The organism is Ureibacillus sinduriensis BLB-1 = JCM 15800 (assembly GCF_000772955.1).
In the GTDB taxonomy this organism is placed as follows: Bacteria; Bacillota; Bacilli; order Bacillales_A; family Planococcaceae; genus Ureibacillus; species Ureibacillus sinduriensis.
This window is the reverse complement of sequence record NZ_JPVO01000052.1, coordinates 1-17395: the sequence shown is the minus strand read 5'-3', so window position 1 is coordinate 17395 and position 17395 is coordinate 1. Positions and strand designations below refer to the sequence as shown.

The 17395-nt window shown below is 38.8% G+C and carries 15 protein-coding genes and 1 pseudogene; 9 read left to right on the top strand and 7 right to left on the bottom strand.

The annotated features are described in order from the left end of the window. Window positions 1–145: 145 nt before the first annotated feature. The gene (locus CD33_RS11730; protein WP_036201025.1) at window positions 146–709 is read left to right on the top strand and encodes a DUF5366 family protein; all 564 of its coding nucleotides are present in this window, start codon (window positions 146–148) and stop codon (window positions 707–709) included. A 152-nt stretch (window positions 710–861) separates the two neighbouring features. Here CD33_RS11730 and CD33_RS11725 read toward each other — a convergent pair. The 3 genes and pseudogenes from CD33_RS11725 to CD33_RS11715 all read right to left on the bottom strand — a co-directional run. Next, a pseudogene (locus CD33_RS11725) lies at window positions 862–1867 on the bottom strand (IS1182 family transposase); the annotation flags it as partial. A 355-nt stretch (window positions 1868–2222) separates the two neighbouring features. Next, window positions 2223–4070, bottom strand: a complete 1848-nt coding sequence (locus tag CD33_RS11720) for a transglycosylase domain-containing protein (protein ID WP_036201024.1) — start codon at window positions 4068–4070, stop codon at window positions 2223–2225. 104 nt (window positions 4071–4174) lie between these two features. Continuing rightward, the gene (locus CD33_RS11715; protein WP_036201266.1) at window positions 4175–5392 is read right to left on the bottom strand and encodes an MFS transporter; all 1218 of its coding nucleotides are present in this window, start codon (window positions 5390–5392) and stop codon (window positions 4175–4177) included. Between the two features lie 225 nt (window positions 5393–5617). Here CD33_RS11715 and CD33_RS11710 point away from each other — a divergent pair, with 225 nt between their 5' ends. Both CD33_RS11710 and CD33_RS11705 read left to right on the top strand, forming a co-directional pair. Next, window positions 5618–6205 (top strand): peptidylprolyl isomerase, encoded by a 588-nt coding sequence (locus tag CD33_RS11710; RefSeq protein ID WP_036201023.1) that lies wholly within the window; start codon window positions 5618–5620, stop codon window positions 6203–6205. 22 nt (window positions 6206–6227) lie between these two features. Next, complete coding sequence (locus CD33_RS11705) at window positions 6228–6449, top strand: hypothetical protein (RefSeq protein ID WP_036201022.1); 222 nt, start codon at window positions 6228–6230, stop codon at window positions 6447–6449. A gap of 115 nt (window positions 6450–6564) precedes the next feature. On the opposite strand, the gene CD33_RS11700 is transcribed toward CD33_RS11705, so the two are convergent. Next, a complete protein-coding gene (locus CD33_RS11700) occupies window positions 6565–7746 on the bottom strand; it encodes a MalY/PatB family protein (protein ID WP_036201021.1) in 1182 nt (393 codons plus the stop codon). Between the two features lie 74 nt (window positions 7747–7820). Between CD33_RS11700 and CD33_RS11695 the strand changes: the two genes are divergently transcribed. Beyond that, on the top strand, window positions 7821–8081 hold the full coding sequence (locus tag CD33_RS11695) for a DUF1871 family protein (protein ID WP_176400076.1): 261 nt from the start codon (window positions 7821–7823) through the stop codon (window positions 8079–8081). 162 nt (window positions 8082–8243) lie between these two features. On the opposite strand, the gene CD33_RS11690 is transcribed toward CD33_RS11695, so the two are convergent. Then, the gene (locus tag CD33_RS11690) at window positions 8244–8456 is read right to left on the bottom strand and encodes a helix-turn-helix domain-containing protein (protein WP_373906695.1); all 213 of its coding nucleotides are present in this window, start codon (window positions 8454–8456) and stop codon (window positions 8244–8246) included. 237 nt (window positions 8457–8693) lie between these two features. Here CD33_RS11690 and yugI point away from each other — a divergent pair, with 237 nt between their 5' ends. From yugI to CD33_RS11670, 4 genes are all read left to right on the top strand, one after another. Then, window positions 8694–9065, top strand: a complete 372-nt coding sequence (yugI, locus tag CD33_RS11685; protein WP_036201019.1) for a S1 domain-containing post-transcriptional regulator GSP13 — start codon at window positions 8694–8696, stop codon at window positions 9063–9065. Window positions 9066–10045: 980 nt separating this feature from the next. Further along, the gene (pruA, locus tag CD33_RS11680; RefSeq protein WP_036201018.1) at window positions 10046–11593 is read left to right on the top strand and encodes an L-glutamate gamma-semialdehyde dehydrogenase; all 1548 of its coding nucleotides are present in this window, start codon (window positions 10046–10048) and stop codon (window positions 11591–11593) included. Window positions 11594–11831: 238 nt separating this feature from the next. Beyond that, the gene (locus tag CD33_RS11675; RefSeq protein ID WP_036201017.1) at window positions 11832–13076 is read left to right on the top strand and encodes a Glu/Leu/Phe/Val family dehydrogenase; all 1245 of its coding nucleotides are present in this window, start codon (window positions 11832–11834) and stop codon (window positions 13074–13076) included. 115 nt (window positions 13077–13191) lie between these two features. Continuing rightward, window positions 13192–14355, top strand: a complete 1164-nt coding sequence (locus tag CD33_RS11670) for an iron-containing alcohol dehydrogenase (RefSeq protein WP_036201016.1) — start codon at window positions 13192–13194, stop codon at window positions 14353–14355. Between the two features lie 43 nt (window positions 14356–14398). Here CD33_RS11670 and CD33_RS11665 read toward each other — a convergent pair whose 3' ends face one another. Together CD33_RS11665 and CD33_RS11660 are read right to left on the bottom strand one after the other, a co-directional pair. Then, window positions 14399–15400: a cation diffusion facilitator family transporter gene (locus CD33_RS11665; protein ID WP_052130188.1), complete on the bottom strand. Its 1002-nt coding sequence runs from the start codon at window positions 15398–15400 to the stop codon at window positions 14399–14401. Window positions 15401–15412: 12 nt separating this feature from the next. Further along, window positions 15413–16138 carry an MgtC/SapB family protein gene (locus CD33_RS11660; protein WP_036201014.1) on the bottom strand — a complete coding sequence of 242 codons (726 nt, stop codon included), beginning with the start codon at window positions 16136–16138 and terminating at the stop codon, window positions 15413–15415. 113 nt (window positions 16139–16251) lie between these two features. Here CD33_RS11660 and CD33_RS11655 point away from each other — a divergent pair, with 113 nt between their 5' ends. Further along, on the top strand, window positions 16252–17163 hold the full coding sequence (locus tag CD33_RS11655) for a DMT family transporter (RefSeq protein WP_036201262.1): 912 nt from the start codon (window positions 16252–16254) through the stop codon (window positions 17161–17163). The last annotated feature ends 232 nt before the right edge of the window (window positions 17164–17395 follow it).

The following is a 17395-nucleotide window of genomic DNA, read 5'->3' as shown; positions in this document are numbered from 1 at the left end:
ATAACAAATTAATCCCTTGATTAATCAGATTATACCATTTATTATGCTTGTTTTCACTCGGGTGTAGATAGTATGAGCTTGATACGATTAATATTTACCCGTTATTATAAATAGGAAGAAAAAAATAAGTTTCGAGGAAATTGTCATGAAAAATCCATATTTGTATGGTTATTTGCCTTTATTTTCAGTTATTTTATTTAGTTTAACCTACGGGATATACTTGGTGGGTGAATCATTGGAATTATTAACAGCGATAGGCGTCTATACCGGAATGCGTGAGTTTTTGACGGATATCGAGTTGCGTCTATTGTTATTAAGTGTATTTGCACTTTGTTTTTTTATGCTATTTTCGGCGTTGAAATTGATTGGGGAGACGATTCATGAAGTAGGCATGCTATTATTTTCAAAGGATAATACTGGTGAGATGATCGGGGTTGCCAGAGGCGGCTACCTAATCTTTTTCTTTGGCTCATTGCTGTCAATCTTCGGAATACAGTCAATCCTTATTTTGCTCTGTGTATTTGCTTTAACCATTTTTAGTTATTTTACCTTTCACATTTACAAGATGAGTCGTTTTTTGACTTTACCGGGAACGATAGGGCTGATTTTCTTTGAAATTCTCATGTGGGCGATATTTATAACATTCATTTGTTATGTAGTGTTAAAGCTTTATAACGGTCTATTGGCAAGTTTACCTTTTACAAATTAAAAAAGAGGCGAGACTTATAACAAGTCACGCCTCAGATTATCGACAAAAGACCTTCAGAATGGTCTCATTCTGAAGGTCTTTTGTATTTTTAGAGGACTTTTGGGTATTTTACAATCTTATCGTAAGGAAAAGTACTCTACGAGTATTCTTATTTAGACCATTTCTGGAGCTTGCCATGTCCAATTGGCAAGCTTCTTTAAATTCATGGCAGCAAAAGTAAGCATCGCCTGCATGGACAATTTTTTTATCCCACGTAGGGTTGTCCATCGCATACCATGCTTTTCTTTGGCATCCGCAAAGACACGTTCAATCGTTTCTTTACGTCTTGCATATATTTGTTTGATCTCGTTTTGATGACGAAGATGATCCGCTTCCTCTACATGCTCTGCCCAAATATGACGCTCAATGATTTTCCGGTGATCCTTACTATTCGTACATTGAGTAAGCAAAGGACAGGTTGCACATTGAGAAGGATTCGATTTGTATTGGCGTTTACCTTCTTTAGTGGTAGTCGAATATTTAAGAACTTGCCCTTTACGGACAAAGGTAACAATCATAGTACTCGTCATATACATAATCGTGTTTCCGTAAAAATCCATCCTTCGTTTTTGGACGTGTATAAGGAAGTGCAGGTTGAATCTCTTGGTCAAATAAGAATTTAGTAATCGCAGGAGTTTTATAAGCAGCATCGGCAGCAACAGCAAGTGGCTTTTTCACTTTTTCCATAATCTTTTCAACAAGTGGCTGAAGCATATGACTATCATGAACATTCCCAGGTGTCACAATCGATCCAAGTATAAATCCATAACGATCAGCTGCAGCATGGAATGAATAAGCAAACTGTTTCGTTCTTTCATCTTTTACATAGTATCCACTTTCAGGATCTGTCGTACTTTGCTTAATTTCCTTCACTTCTTCTTTTTCAAATTTATCAGGTGAAAATGGCTTCTTCCCATGATCCATACGATCTTGATTCAACTCTTCTTGAAGTTTGGCTTCATATGCACGAGTCTCTTTACGGACAATCTTCTTTTCGAATTTCCGTTTATTCGGGCCCGTTTTACCATGGGGTGAATCGATGAAAACATGATCAGCACCAAGTAATCCTTTATCTGCAATTTCTTTAAGAATACAATGGAAAATCTGTTTCATTAAGTTGATTTTTCTTTCATCTATCCATTCACCTCAACCTATTATTTAGAAAGTAGTTGATTGTAGTGTAGGCGGCGACTCCTGCGGGACAAGCGTGACGGCCGATACCCCGCAGGAGCACAGCGACGAGGAGGATTGGCCCACGCCCGCGGAAAGCGTCCGCCGAAACGGAAATCAACTAACTCTATTTTCAAAAGCAATTAATTTTATTTTATAAGAAAAAAGACTGTAGGCAAACTCGAAAATTCGAGTTTGTCTACAGTCTGAAAGAGGCGAGACTTATAAAAGTCACGCCTCTTTTCTTTACGTGGATGGGATCGATAGGGAAAACTTTCACCCTCTTTTTAGGGAAGGTCTTTTTCTAATCCATTATCGTGTTAAAAATTTCAAAATGAATTTTATCATCCTGCAAGGATTGCATTGAAGCAGGGTTATCATAGCCGATCCAAACAGCGCCAGTATATTCATTTGTCATTCCGGCAATCCAAAAATCCTTATAGTCATTGGTTGTTCCGGTCTTTGCACCGACATAGGAAGAATTTAGTAAGATTCCTTTTCCGGTTCCGCTTGTCACGACATCATGCAATAACGAACGCATATTATTTACGGTTTGCAATGACCAAACCGTCTCTTTTGCAGTCGGCCAACTATATAGAACATTGCCGCTTGAATCGGTGACATTCCGGATACTCCTTGCTTTTATATAAGTTCCATCTATAAAGCTTGTATAGGCATCCGCCATTTCAAGAGTTGTAACGCCATATGAAAGACCACCCAATCCTGCTGCAAAGGTTTTATCTTCTGGAACCAGTGATTGGAAGTTGAATTTCTCGATATACGAAAAGGCGGTTTCAAGGCCTATCTCATTCAATAACCGCAGTGCAGAAGTGTTATAGCTATGCTTGAAAGCTGTGGAAATCGAAACATTGCCATAATCCCCACCACCATAATTTTGTGGGCAAAAGTGATCAACACAATACCGACCACCGCTCACATAGGATCTTGGCGAGTAATTGGTTGTTTCGAAAAGTGGTCCATAAACAATTAAAGGTTTAAAAGCAGATCCAGGTTGGCGGACTGCTTGATAAGCCCGATGAAAGTCATATTTCTTGTAGGCTTTGCCGCCGTATACACTTACAATTTCTCTAGTTGGATTATCGATGACGACTGAACTGCTCTGCAGCGGGCCGTTCCCCAAAATAGCTTCGATTTTTTGTTCATCTAGTTGTTGCTTTTCCGCGTCTAGTGCTGTATGTATGGAGATGCCGGAAAGAAGTAGCTGTTCAACTTTGGCGTCAATCTCTTCCTCGATTTTACTTTTTTCATCTTCTGATTTAGTGCTATCAAGCTGTTGACGGTAACCATCAGAAAAAGCAACTAGTTCCTTGAATTCTGCTAGTACAAACGTACTGTAGGCAGGCTGCTCCTGCTTCTTTACCTTTGGTTTTAACATAATTTCTTCTTGCTTAAAGTTTGCGGCTTCTTCCAAGGAGATGATTTCGTTTTCAGCAAGGATATCCAATAAACGTTCTTGTCTTGCTTTTGTATTGGAAAAGTTTTTTAATGGGTCATACAGTGATGGGTTATTAGGAATCGCCGCTATGAATGCCATCTGTGGGATGCTTAACTCTGCTAACGGCTTTTGAAAATAATAGGTTGCAGCTGCGTTTATTCCATAAACTTGATTGCCAAAATAGATTTCGTTTAAATACATCTCAAAAATTTCCTCTTTTGCGTACATTTGCTCGAGCTCGTAAGCGAAGAATAGTTCGGTCAATTTACGTTCATAAGTTTGCTCCGCCGATAAATAGCGCATCCGTACTAGCTGCTGCGTAATTGTACTCCCACCTTGTTCAATCGAACCTTGGGCATTCACCACTAATGCACGGGTAAGGGCACTTACATTAAAACCGATGTGTGTGTAAAACTCTTTATCCTCACTCAATAGATAGATTTGTTTAATTATTTCCGGGATAGCTTCCAATTGTACCGGCTGCCGCCATTCCACATATTCTTCACTGAATACTTTCCCATCCCGGTCGAACATCGTTACAGGAAGGGGATTAATCTTTTCAGGTGGCTGTATATTACGTTGAATGGTATCCCCGTAGTCTTTGGCTGCGGTATATTCTTCAAGTATTTTATCGCCAAATAGCACCAGTAATGGGAAACAACAAAGGATCAGTAAGAAACCCATAATTTGTCTCATTTAGATTCCTCCAATAAATTCAAGCACTCCAAAAGAATAGCACAATTCCAAATAAAAAAGGAGGTCCACTATAGCTGGCAGACCTCCTTTTCATGATGCAAAATCTATATATGACTTTTTAATACATCCTCGAAATACTTTTTCGGAAGCTTTTGGATGATGAATATGATGATGGCGGCAATAAGAAATAGGAACCCGGTCGAATAGAAAACTGCGGAAATAGTTGCGAAACCACTTATAAAACCGCCTAATACAGGACCAATTATATTTCCTAGAAAGCGGAAACTCTGATTATATCCCATGACTTCGCCTTGGATTTCGACCGGCGCTTCCCGGCGAATTAAAGCTGTAACGATTGGAATCAAGCCCCCGGAAAAGATGCCCAGCAAAAATCTTAGGACGATCAATTGCCAAAGTGAGGTGACAAAGGCTTGGGGTACAATGAAAAACACACTGATGAACAATAAAGACATCAGCACTTTTTCATAGCCGACATTATCGGCTAATTTACCGAAAAATCGTCCAATCAAAATATTACCGACCCCTGCTGCACTAAAAGTAATACCGGCTAGCATAGCAACTTGTTCCGAGGTAGTTAAATGGGAAACATATAAGGATAATAACGGCTGTATACTAAAGTTTCCAATTTGTATTAATGAGGCTACGAACATAGTGCTTAATATAAGTGGATGATGAAATAATGCCCATAGAATGTTCTTTCTTGAATAAAGGGTACTTTTTTCTTTACGGATGATTTCGGGTTCGTGGATACCGAAAATAATGATAATTGCCGCTACCGCAATAGCAATGGAAGTGTAGATGAAAGTAAAATTGAACCCGATGGCATCGGCTAAAGTCCCCCCAATGACGGGACCGAAAAGAGAACCGCCCACACTCCCAATCTGCAGCGTCCCCAGCGTTTTCCCAGCAATATTCTTTGGTGTATGTTTACTGATAAATGCCATTGATGTAGGGATGAATCCGGTAACTACCCCCATAAAAATGCGCAAGATGAAAAATTGTATAACGTTTTCCACGTAACCCATTAAAAAGATGCTCAGCGCAATGCCGAAACAGTTAATGATCATAATCGGTTTATAGCCATATTTGTCGGCAATTCGCCCCCATATCGGAGACATGATGAAGGCAGTCACAAATGTTGCCGCAAAAATCAGACCTGCCCATTTTTGGACATAGCTTTCGGAAAAGTTCCCAAAGGTTTCAATATAAAGGGATAAAAAGGGCATAATCATCGTCATCGAACTTGCGACGATAAAATTTGATATTAAGATAATAATAAAATTGTGTTTTCGGTTATTCACTTCAATCACATTCTTCCTAGCATTGTTTTTTCATCTTAATGATGAATTTCAAAATATTTTCACAATAATGTCAAGTATAACTTACTTCGATATCCGAAGGAAGTGCGTAAAGTATATTAGCGGAAAATTTAAAAGTTCTATGTTAAACTGTAACGAGGTGTCAAATGGTAATCTTCTATTTAAGATATACCCCAAAATCACATTTTTAATAAAGGAGCGATATTAATGTTTCCACAATTAACAAAAGAATTAAACCCAGGTGAAGTACTAGTTGAAATGAATACAACTTTAGGTGCGATAAAAATCAAGTTATTCCCAGAGCATGCGCCAAAAACTGTAGAAAACTTTTTAGGGCATGCCAAATCAGGTTACTATAACGGCATCATTTTCCACCGTGTAATAACTGATTTCATGATCCAAGGTGGGGATCCAACCGGTACGGGTATGGGTGGCCAATCAATATGGGGCGACTCTTTTGAAGATGAGTTCAGTGAAAGCCTATTCAATCTACGCGGAGCACTTTCAATGGCGAACGCTGGTCCAAACACAAATGGTTCCCAGTTTTTCATCGTTCAAATGGAACATACTCCGAATAACATGATTGCACAGATGGAGCAAGCGAAGTACCCAAAAGAAATTATCGAGGAATATGCAAAAGTTGGAGGCACTCCTTGGTTGGACTTTAAACACACAGTATTCGGACATGTTGTAGAGGGAATGGACATTGTTGACAAAATTGCGAACGTTGACAAAGATATGCGCGACAAACCGTTGGAAGATGTTAAGATAGAATCGATTAATATTATCGAATAACTATTAGAAAGAAGAGTGAAAAATGAGTATCCTTTATGCAGGATTCCTATATTTCCCAGAGGATAAGTCATCATATATTCCGGCCGCAATGGAATTTTTAGCAATTATGATTTTGTGCTTGCTGGTGTTCATGTTGGTGAAACGTGTTTCTAAAAAAGAAGAGCTTAAAGCAAAAGCGTTGGAAGAATATGTTTTGAGCAAACAGCATGACACGGTGCATAAAACAGATTCATTGCGAAAATAATATGCACACCCGTTTCAATAGAAAAAAGGCTGACTCAAAAGATACACTTTTGGTCAGCTTTTTTTATTTGAATTTACTTCCCTAGGCAATTTTGATTTTTCGTTATTTTCTTCTATTATACTAAAGCTTTTTTAAATCGTTCAATGCCATCTTTTACCGTCTCAAGTGGGCACGCGACGTTCATGCGCAAGAAGCCTCTGCCCGCTTCACTGTATTTAGTGCCTGGTTCGATTGCAAGTTTGCCTTTTTCTAGTAGACGATGCATCATTTCACTTTCGGAGAATCCAGTTCCTCGATAGTCAATCCAAATGAGATATGTGGATTGAGGCTTCGATACTTTGATTCCATCAAGTTTGTTTAACTCTTCCACAACAACATCCATATTGGATGACACATATGCGATCATGGCATCTACCCAATCATCGCCCTTTTCATAGGCAGCTTTGACAGCTGCAGCAGCTAGAACGTTCAAATCATCGCGGCCGTGTGCCAGCTTATCTGCATTTAACTTTGCACGCAACTCTTTGTCCGGGACTACCATAATGGCTGCATGCACACCGGCAATATTGAATGTTTTTGTTGGAGCGATACATGTTATGATTTTCGCTTTCTCGGCATCCTTCACTGTTAAGGTAGGGATATGCTTATAGCCATCAAAAACTATATCGGCGTGAATTTCATCGGAAATCAGCAGCACATCGTATTGGATACAGAGCTGAACAAGCTGTTCCAAGTCTTCTCTTGTCCAGACAACACCACCGGGATTGTGGGGGCTGCAAAGGACATATACTTTGACACCGTCTCTGAATTGCTCCTCGAGTGCGGTGAAGTCAAACTTCATACTGTGATTGTCAAGAACTAGATCACATTCCACCACTTTACGGTCTTGAGCCTTTGGAATGCTGAAAAATGCAGGGTAGACTGGTGTGGAGATGCAAATTTTATCTCCAGGTTTTGTAAATGTTTCAATAATCGTTCCCAGCGCTGGTACAACACCTTGATGGAACATTAAAGTATTTGGATCGATATGCCAGCTATGGCGGCGTTCAAACCAAGCAACAATGGCATTTTTGCATTCATCACTTACATAGGAATAACCAAATATCGGGTGATCCAAGCGTTCTTTAATGGCATCGGAAACTACCTGAGGTATTGCAAAATCCATATCGGCTACCCACATTGGCAGAATATCCGAGGCGTCTTCCACATTATATTGCAGTTTTAGCCGCTCTTTGAATTGATCCCATTTAAGGCTGCCCGTATTTTTGCGATCAAACAATTCATCAAAGTTATACAAAAATATCCCTCATTTCTTTTTCTAACTATGTATTATATAATAGCATACGAAAATGTGAAAATAGGGTGAAAACTTTGGATAATATATTAATGAACAAAGCGGCGATTAAAATTTTGGAAGAATGGGATCCGTTCAAAATAGGTGAAGATAGCTATGACACCGAAACAGCTGATGTAGTAGCCGCACTTCAAGCAATAGATGATCCTAGCAAACTCGCAAAAGTTATTCAACAAGTTTACGAGCATTCGTTTGAACAGTGGATACCTTTTGAAAAATGTGTGGAAATTTCATATAAATTAATAGCAATCAAGTTTGAAGCAAAATGTATCGTATAAAAGAAAGTGAAGCATCGCCTGTTGTGAATGGAAAAAAAGGATTTCCTTATAGTGAAGGGATTGAACCCAACTGTAGATTGTTCTAAAGTTGCGGCAGCCTCACTAATAGGAAATCCTTTTCGATTTTATATTGATTGTTTTTATTGTCATGTTGCTTACATTCTATGACTGGATGCCATCCATTAAATTTGACGCAGGTACTTCCAAAGCTGTTGAGAGCTTTAAAATCGTTTGCACCGAAGGGATGAGTTCGCCCTTTTCATATTGAGCTAATTTTTCTACCCCCACTTGTACTTTTTTCGATAAATCTTCAAGGGACCAATCTCTTTCTTCTCTTAAAAACTTTAATTGCTCATGGAATTTCTGTTTCAACATAAACACGCCCTTTCATTTTTTACCAACAGTTCTCACATTATATTTTATTATATAACTTATGTTCATGATTTGCCTAAAATATCCAATGTTTTATTTCAAGCTCTTTTTATGAATGATGATTTTCAGTAATTTTTGAATTACTTAGTTATGCGTTAGGGTGAATCTTTGTTCACTAACTGGACATATGTTATAATTTAACATGACATTTACGTAGATATAGAAAGTAGGAACTGTTTTATGACAAAAAAATACGAAGTAGGTGAAGTTGTAACCGGTAAGGTAACTGGAATACAGCCTTATGGGGCGTTTGTTGCTTTGGATGAGGAATCACAGGGTCTAGTTCATATTTCAGAAATTACGTATGGATATGTAAAGGATGTTGCAGATTTTTTAAAAGTGGGCGACGAGATACAGGTGAAAATTTTAGACATCGATGAAAAATCCGAGAAAATTAGCTTATCTAGGCGTGCTTTGCAAGAAGCACCACCACTAAAGAAAAAAGACCAACCAAGAAAAACCTTGCAAGATCGGGTAGATGAAAATGACGCGGATGGTTTTAAATCGTTAAAAGACAAACTACAACATTGGATTGAACAGTCTGGACATTAAATTGACGGAGGGCAGGTGCATACTGTTCTCCGTTCGTGCTTTGGACAAACGTTTCCATCCAGCCCTTGTTGGATCGGTCATCGCATAGGGAAACCAGCAATCAATCCGGGACTGTCAGAAACTCCTTTTGTAGACGGACTTGGATGTTTTTACTTCTATATGAATACTTTTAGTATATAAGGCAAAGTTGTTGATTCAGCTTTGCCTTCACTTATGTAAAATGGGGGGGCAGACATACTGCCCTCTTTTTTATTTTGGTGTTTTATTTACTTGCCAAGTTTGCGAAGTCTATCTTGAAAGGTTTCAGTAACAGTTTCATTTTATCTATTGTTGATGCTCCTTATTTGATGTGAATTTTTTGCGTTATGGCTAAAGGTCATTCACAAGGGCCAACATATCTTCGTTACATGTACCAAAGGAGGTATATAAATTGCCATTGATGCAAAATAATAATAAAAAAAGACCAATGTCGATAATTTCATTTTAAGTGAATTCGATCTTCTCAAAGATTTTTGATTTTCAAAAGAGAGTCCGTTTAAAATCAGAAGTTATTGTTGCCGGAAAGGATATGGAAAAGCTTGATTCCTTCATAATGAATGAAATTTTATTAGTCTTCAATTTAACCACATTTCATTCAGACTAGTTTGCAGCACACGTAACAGGGTAATATCATTATGTCCAAAGGCAAATAAATTAAAATGAAACAAGTTGGAATAATGTTCATACTCTAATCTCCAATTTTTTCTGTTTAATTTTTGCACTGGATGTTCGGCTTTTTTTCTCCGAGGAATACGTGTTCAGTGGCAAACTTTAAAGAATGAATGACTTGGTTTGAATGCCATATCCAGTTTGATTTATGTGGAAACAGAAGCATTCTTTTGCAAATTGCTAGAAATATGAAGAAGTGCAAATATTTTTGCACTTATGAATTTCAAGCCAAGCACGCACTATAAGCGTATCTATATTAAGGAGGATTATTAATGATTCCGTACAAAAGTGAGCCACTAACCGATTTCTCGGTGGAGCAACATCGCAATGCATATTTGGATGCTTTAAAAAAGGTTGAAAGTGAACTTGGAAAAGAGTACCCATTAATTATCGGGGGAGAACGAGTTACAACTGATCAAAAAATCGTTTCCTATAACCCTGCAAATACGTCCGAAGTCGTTGGCTCAGTGTCCAAGGCCAATCAAGAGTTAGCTGAAAAAGCGATGCAAGTTGCTGATTCAACATTCAATAGTTGGAAAAAAGTCAACCCTGTTATGCGTGCAGAGGTTCTTTTCAAAGCTGCCGCAATTGTTCGGCGCCGTAAGTTTGAACTTTCTGCATGGTTGACAAAAGAGGCTGGTAAAAACTGGGTTCAAGCTGATGTAGATATCGCTGAAGGTATCGACTTCCTAGAATTCTATGGCCGCCAAATGCTGGAACTTGCACAAGGCAAACCGTTAGTACAAAATCAAAATCAAATCAATAAATATACGTACATCCCACTCGGTGTTGGCGTTGTAATTTCTCCATGGAATTTCCCATTTGCAATTATGCTTGGAACTACTGTAGCTGCTGTTGTTACTGGTAACACAGTTTTATTAAAACCTGCTTCCACAACTCCGGTGATAGCTTATAAATTCATGGAAATCATGGAAGAAGCGGGTCTTCCGGCCGGTGTAATCAATTACATTCCTGGTTCAGGTGCAGAAGTCGGGGATTACCTAGTTGATCACCCACGTACACGTTTCATCAGTTTCACAGGTTCCCGTGATGTCGGTTTACGCATTAATCAGCGTGCCTCTGTCTTAAATGAGGGACAAATCTGGATCAAACGTGTAATCGCTGAAATGGGTGGCAAAGATACGATTGTAGTGGATGACAATGCTGATCTCGAATTAGCTGCTCAATCTATTGTAACAAGTGCATTTGGATTCAGTGGCCAAAAATGTTCAGCATGTTCCCGTGCAGTAGTCGTTGGGGACGAGGCATACGAGACGGTACTAAATCGTGTTGTCGAGTTGACTAACGAATTAGTGATGGGCGATCCAACCAATGAAGAAACTTACATCGGTCCAGTCAACGATGCTGGAGCATTTAAGAAAATCACGGAGTACATTGAAATTGGAAAAGGCGAAGGCCGCCTGGTTGCAGGCGGTACTGCTGATGATTCGAAAGGTTACTTTATCAGCCCTACAATCTTTGCGGATGTCGATCCGAATGCACGCATCATGCAAGAGGAAATTTTCGGACCTGTTCTTGCGTTCGCAAAAGCAAACGATTTCGATGAGGCAATTGACATTGCGAACAATACTGTTTATGGCTTAACTGGTGCTGTATTATCAACTAATCGTTTCCATTTGGAGAAAGCTCGCGAAGAATTCCATGTAGGAAATCTATACTTTAACCGCGGATGTACTGCTGCCACTGTTGGATACCAGCCATTCGGTGGATTCAACATGTCAGGTACGGATTCAAAAGCAGGTGGTCCAGATTATTTAACACTTCACATGCAAGCGAAATCCGTATCCGAAGCTTTATAATTCAGTAAAAACAAAAGCAGGCGTTTTTGGCGCCTGCTTTTTTCACAAAGCCCATTTGTTAAATGTTATTGAGCATATTTTTATAGAAAATGATAATAAATTAATAATATTTTTTGATTTATCTGATTAAAAAGGTTCATTCTTAAATGAGGCGATTTTATTAGCCAATTAAGTTTTAAAGTATGTTACAATGTTTGCGATATTAATAATAATTACTATTTCTAAAGAGGCGAAAATGATGGCTGAAAATTTAAATCTTTTTACATCAACTCAAGATGTAATAAAAGACGCGTTGAATAAACTCGGTTACGATGAAGCGATGTATGATTTGTTAAAAGAACCACTTCGTATGTTACATGTGCGCATCCCGGTTAAAATGGATGATGGTACAACTAAAGTATTTACTGCATACCGCGCGCAGCACAATGATGCAGTTGGACCGACAAAAGGTGGGGTCCGTTTCCATCCGATGGTAAGCGAAGATGAAGTTAAAGCGCTTTCAATGTGGATGACGTTAAAATGTGGAATCGTCGATCTGCCTTATGGCGGAGGTAAGGGTGGCATTATTTGCGACCCGCGCCAAATGTCAATGGGGGAACTTGAACGTTTAAGTCGAGGATATGTTCGTGCCATTTCGCAAATCGTTGGGCCGACAAAGGATATCCCTGCTCCTGATGTATTTACAAATGCCCAAATTATGGCATGGATGATGGATGAGTATAGTCGAATGGATGAATTTAATTCACCAGGCTTCATCACAGGCAAACCAATCGTTCTTGGTGGTTCCCAAGGCCGAGATCGTGCAACGGCGGAAGGGGTTACAATTGTTATTCAAGAAGCCGCAAAAAAACGTAATATCGATATTAAAGGCGCCCGCGTTGTCATTCAAGGGTTCGGAAATGCAGGCAGCTTCTTGGCGAAATTCATGAGCGATTTAGGAGCAAAGGTTATTGGCATTTCCGATGCATACGGTGCGTTAACTGATCCAAACGGTTTGGATATTGATTATCTACTTGATCGTCGAGATAGCTTCGGTACAGTCACAACTCTTTTTGAAAATACGATTACAAACCAAGAATTACTAGAACTTGATTGTGATATTCTAGTTCCCGCGGCGATAGAAAACCAAATTACAGCGGAAAATGCATACGATATTAAAGCAAGCATCGTCGTAGAAGCTGCAAATGGACCGACAACTGCAGAAGCAACTAAAATATTAACAGATCGCGGTATCTTACTAGTGCCTGACGTCTTGGCATCTGCTGGTGGAGTTACGGTATCTTACTTCGAATGGGTACAAAACAACCAAGGCTATTATTGGACGGCAGAAGAAGTGCGTGAGAAATTATATAGAAAAATGGTAGATGCATTTGAAAATGTTTATACTACTGCAACTACTAGAAACATCAATATGCGCCTAGCAGCATACATGGTTGGTGTAAGACGCACTGCAGAAGCATCCCGCTTCCGTGGCTGGGTATAATGATCAATAAGCAGTGCAGATAAAAGGTATATTGCGTTTGTATCTGATAAAATGGGCTATGTAAAGACTATTCTTTACATAGCTTTTTTCATTACTTAAAAAGGGGAGTCATCATTTGAATAAATTTACGTTTTACAACCCAGTACGTCTGCACTTTGGAAAAGGTGAAATTGAAAAATTAAAGCAGGAGCTACCTCAATATGGCCGAAATATTTTAGTTGTTTACGGCGGAGGCAGCATTAAGCAAAATGGTCTCTATAATGAGGCAATGTCCATTCTGGAAGAATTAAATATGAATGTGTTTGAAATAAGTGGCGTTGAGCCAAACCCTCGAGTGGAAACTGCTCGAAAAGGAATAGAAATTTGCAAGAAAGAATCAATTGATTTTGTGTTGGCCATTGGAGGCGGTTCTGTAATAGACTGTTCCAAATTGATTGTAGCCGGTGCAAAAGTGGACGAAGATGCCTGGAATATTGTCACTAAGAAGACAAATGTAGTGGATGCGCTTCCTTTGGGAACAATCCTGACACTAGCGGCAACTGGCTCAGAAATGAATTCAGGTTCAGTAATTTCAAATGAGGAGACACAGGAAAAGTATGGCTGGGGTCATCCTCTCGTTTTCCCTAAATTCTCTATACTTGATCCGACGTATACAGTTACTGTTCCTAAAAACCATACTGTATATGGAATGGTTGACATTATGTCGCACGTATTCGAACAATACTTCCATGATGCTGAAAATACTCCAATTACAGATGAAATGTGCGAAGGGGTATTGCGGACAGTCATCAATACCGCTCCAAAATTAATGAATGATCTGGAAAATTACGACCTGCGCGAGACAATTTTATTAGCTGGTACAATTGGGTTGAATGGTTTCCTATCCATAGGTTCTCGTGGCGATTGGGCAACGCATAATATTGAGCACTCTGTGTCGGCTGTCTATGATATTCCGCATGGCGGTGGTTTGGCTATCATTTTCCCGAATTGGATGAAACACAGTTTAACAGTGAACCCTGAAAGATTTGCTGGCTTAGCAACACGCGTGTTTAATGTTGACCCAGAAGGTAAAACGGTGGAAGAAGTTGCAACAGAAGGCATCGAACGGTTAAGAGAATTCTGGAATTCGATTGGAGCTCCAAGTCGATTGGCTGATTATGACATCGATGACTCCCAACTAGATGTTCTTGTAGAAAAATCAATGGTAAATGGATCGTTCGGCAGATTTAAAACTCTGCAAGCCGAAGATGTCCGAACTATTTTGGAAATGTCTTTATAATAGAAGGAAGAAACCCTTGTGCCAAAAGCACAAGGGTTTTTAATTATGGTTTATTGACTTCGTCGTCGAGAATTTTAGTACCTTTCAAGTGGTGTTTCCACTCCGTCTTGCCATCTTCTTCATCAAACGATAACGTGACTTTCGTTACATTTTTTTGACTCATGATAAGTTGAATTAAATGATCGCGGACATCATCCAAATAGGCAAGAGACTGATTTGGATCAGTTTCCGCAACGAGCTCAACGTGCAAAAATTCGCCTTCCTTTACTACTTCCAAACTTCTAATATCTGTTACATGAGGATCTTCCATAACAAGGTTGCCGATATGAATGTGCATTTCTTCATCTGTTTCTCCGATTGCTCCACGGGCGTTATCAAGGAAGACTTTACCCACAACATAAAACATCATAATACCGATAATCATTGATACTAAACCTTCCAGTGCATGAAACCCTGTAAAATAGGCAATGACAATAGCCAGGAATGCAAGAAGATTACCGCTTGTTGCCACTAAATCCTCCATCCAGACCAGTTTGGTTGCCGGTTTGGCGCGGTTCAGAAAGGCGATGGATCTTGGAATCGACATAATTCCAGCTTTTTCTTCTCCTGCCTCGTGCAGAACTTCTTTTGCCGCTTTATGCAATACAAATGCTTCGAGAATAAAGCCGATTAGTAATACTCCTAGTGCAATTAGTATCCCCTCGGACTCCCCGGCAGGATGTCTAAAATGATGCCAGCCCTCTTTAACCGTTTCGTACGAGAGGATAGCAACAATCAATACGGCTCCCAAACAAACCAAGTTGACAACCCGGCCGAATCCGTTTGGAAATCTTTTTGTGGGTGCCTTTTTTGAAAGTGCTGAACCGATAAACACGAAAAATTGGTTCGCCGCATCACCAAGCGAGTGCATCATTTCGGCAAACATGGCAACATTTCCTGTGAAAAAATAAGCTACTCCTTTTATAATACCTAGAAATAAATTTACTAATGCTGCTATTAGAGATGGTTTATTCCCACCTTTTAATAATTTGAAAAATTCACCCATTACTTTCCTCCATTAGCCCAAGCTTTCAAGCTCGATTTTCTGTACATAAGATAGTGTGTGCAAAGTGCTATAAATTGATATAGTATCTGAAGTAAATAATGCTGAAAATCTTATGTCCACTTCAAATAAAGAATGGTCCGTTGCAATATGTGCATCCCTGACGCGGATATTATCAATCTCCATACCACTTTGTTCCATAAAGGAGAGAAGATTTTGTATGTTCTCCTCGTCTTTTATAACTGCTTTTACTACAAGCTCTTTCATCCGAAGCCTTTTAGGACCGATTTTCAGCAAGAATGGTGCAATCAACTCAATCCCAACCACCACAATAACAACCGTTACAAAAGCCTCTATATAAAACCCGGCCCCAACAGCTATCCCAATCCCGGCCGCCCCCCAGATCATCGCTGCAGTAGTTAGCCCCGTTATACTGTCATTCCCTTTTCTCAATATGACACCGGCACCTAGGAAGCCGATGCCGCTGACGATTTGTGCAGCTAGTCGAAGAGGATCCATCGTAATATTAATATCCTCACGGGAAGGCGTACTATACGCAGTTTCAATTGAAATAATAGTCAATAAGCAACTGAAGGTGGCTATAACTAAACTTGTTTTCAATCCAACGGGTTTCTTCTTTAATTCCCTCTCTATGCCTATAATTAAACTTAATGTCGCTGCAATAATTAGTTTAATGATTATTTCGTAAGAAAGAGTTTCGTTTAAAATGATAATATCCATTAATTCTCCCCTTTTCATGTTGATATTATTGGTTATAAATGAAACAATATGTTGTAGTCTCCTATTTTATTAATATAGCAATAGTAAAAATAATGATTAGAGGTTTGATGGTAATGGAAAAACCAAAAATACATCCATACATTCCTATTCTAATAGGTGTGATTTCGATTTCACTGTCAGCTATCTTTGTGAAGCTGGCTGAGGCGGAATCAGGGGTTATAGCATTTTATCGATTGTTATTTTCAGTATTAATCATGAGTCCATTATTTTTTTATAAGTACTCCCATGAACTAAAGGAATTAACGAAAAGGGATTGGGTCTTTTCGTCAATAGCAGGAATTTTCTTAGCCTTCCACTTTATATTGTGGTTCGAGTCCTTAAATTACACATCGGTTGCAAGTTCCACTGTTCTTGTTACCCTACAACCGCTCTTTGCATTCATCGGAACTTATTTTTTCTTTAAAGAAAAGTTGTCGGTCAAGACGATTCTTTCCGGAATCATTGCGATAATGGGGAGTTTTTTAATAAGCTGGGGAGACTTCAAAGTTAGTGGCAGTGCCCTCTATGGTGATCTGCTTGCTTTGATTGCTTGTGGTTTAATTACAGGGTACTTACTTTTTGGTCAAGATGTGCGAAAGCGTATTTCCTTAGTAACTTATACGATGGTTGTTTATTCCATAAGTACAATTTGTTTATTCTTGTATGTATTAGTAAAAGGGGAATCATTCGGACCGTACCCGCCGATGACATGGATATGGTTTTTACTACTCGCGATTATTCCGAATTTATTGGGCCATACCTTATTTAATTGGGCTGTGAAATGGGTTAGTACGAATGTGATTTCGATTGCAGTTTTATTTGAGCCGATCGGAGCGGCGGCGCTTGCATATTTTATTTTTGCCGAGAGATTAATGATAAGCCAAATTACAGGCGGTCTTATTGTAATAATTGGTATATTGCTTTTTGTTATTGATATAAAAATAATTAAAAAGTTTTTTAGAAAAATACTTGATTCTAAAAAGTAATTATAGTATATTATTACTTGTCCTTAACGACACTAACTATCTTAAAAAGTATTTTGAAATAGTGATTGACTGTAAGTTGAGGATAAGTTATAATATAAAAGTCGCTGTTGAAGGTCAATTGAAATCGTTGACATACCTTAATGTGTATGTTAACTTATAAAAGTTGCTGTAAAACAACGAAAGCCGAACCTTGAAAACTGAACAACAAAACGTTAATGATATCGTTTCTTCT

Bases quoted from the DNA above. Each gene is read 5' to 3' on its own strand.
- pruA (WP_036201018.1), top strand. From the start codon at position 10,046: ATGATTCCGTACAAAAGTGAGCCACTAACCGATTTCTCGGTGGAGCAA.
- CD33_RS11710 (WP_036201023.1), top strand. From the start codon at position 5,618: ATGTTTCCACAATTAACAAAAGAATTAAACCCAGGTGAAGTACTAGTT.
- yugI (WP_036201019.1), top strand. From the start codon at position 8,694: ATGACAAAAAAATACGAAGTAGGTGAAGTTGTAACCGGTAAGGTAACT.
- CD33_RS11720 (WP_036201024.1), bottom strand. From the start codon at position 4,070: ATGAGACAAATTATGGGTTTCTTACTGATCCTTTGTTGTTTCCCATTA.
- CD33_RS11705 (WP_036201022.1), top strand. From the start codon at position 6,228: ATGAGTATCCTTTATGCAGGATTCCTATATTTCCCAGAGGATAAGTCA.
- CD33_RS11655 (WP_036201262.1), top strand. From the start codon at position 16,252: ATGGAAAAACCAAAAATACATCCATACATTCCTATTCTAATAGGTGTG.
- CD33_RS11660 (WP_036201014.1), bottom strand. From the start codon at position 16,138: ATGGATATTATCATTTTAAACGAAACTCTTTCTTACGAAATAATCATT.
- CD33_RS11690 (WP_373906695.1), bottom strand. From the start codon at position 8,456: ATGTTGAAACAGAAATTCCATGAGCAATTAAAGTTTTTAAGAGAAGAA.
- CD33_RS11675 (WP_036201017.1), top strand. From the start codon at position 11,832: ATGGCTGAAAATTTAAATCTTTTTACATCAACTCAAGATGTAATAAAA.
- CD33_RS11665 (WP_052130188.1), bottom strand. From the start codon at position 15,400: ATGGGTGAATTTTTCAAATTATTAAAAGGTGGGAATAAACCATCTCTA.
- CD33_RS11730 (WP_036201025.1), top strand. From the start codon at position 146: ATGAAAAATCCATATTTGTATGGTTATTTGCCTTTATTTTCAGTTATT.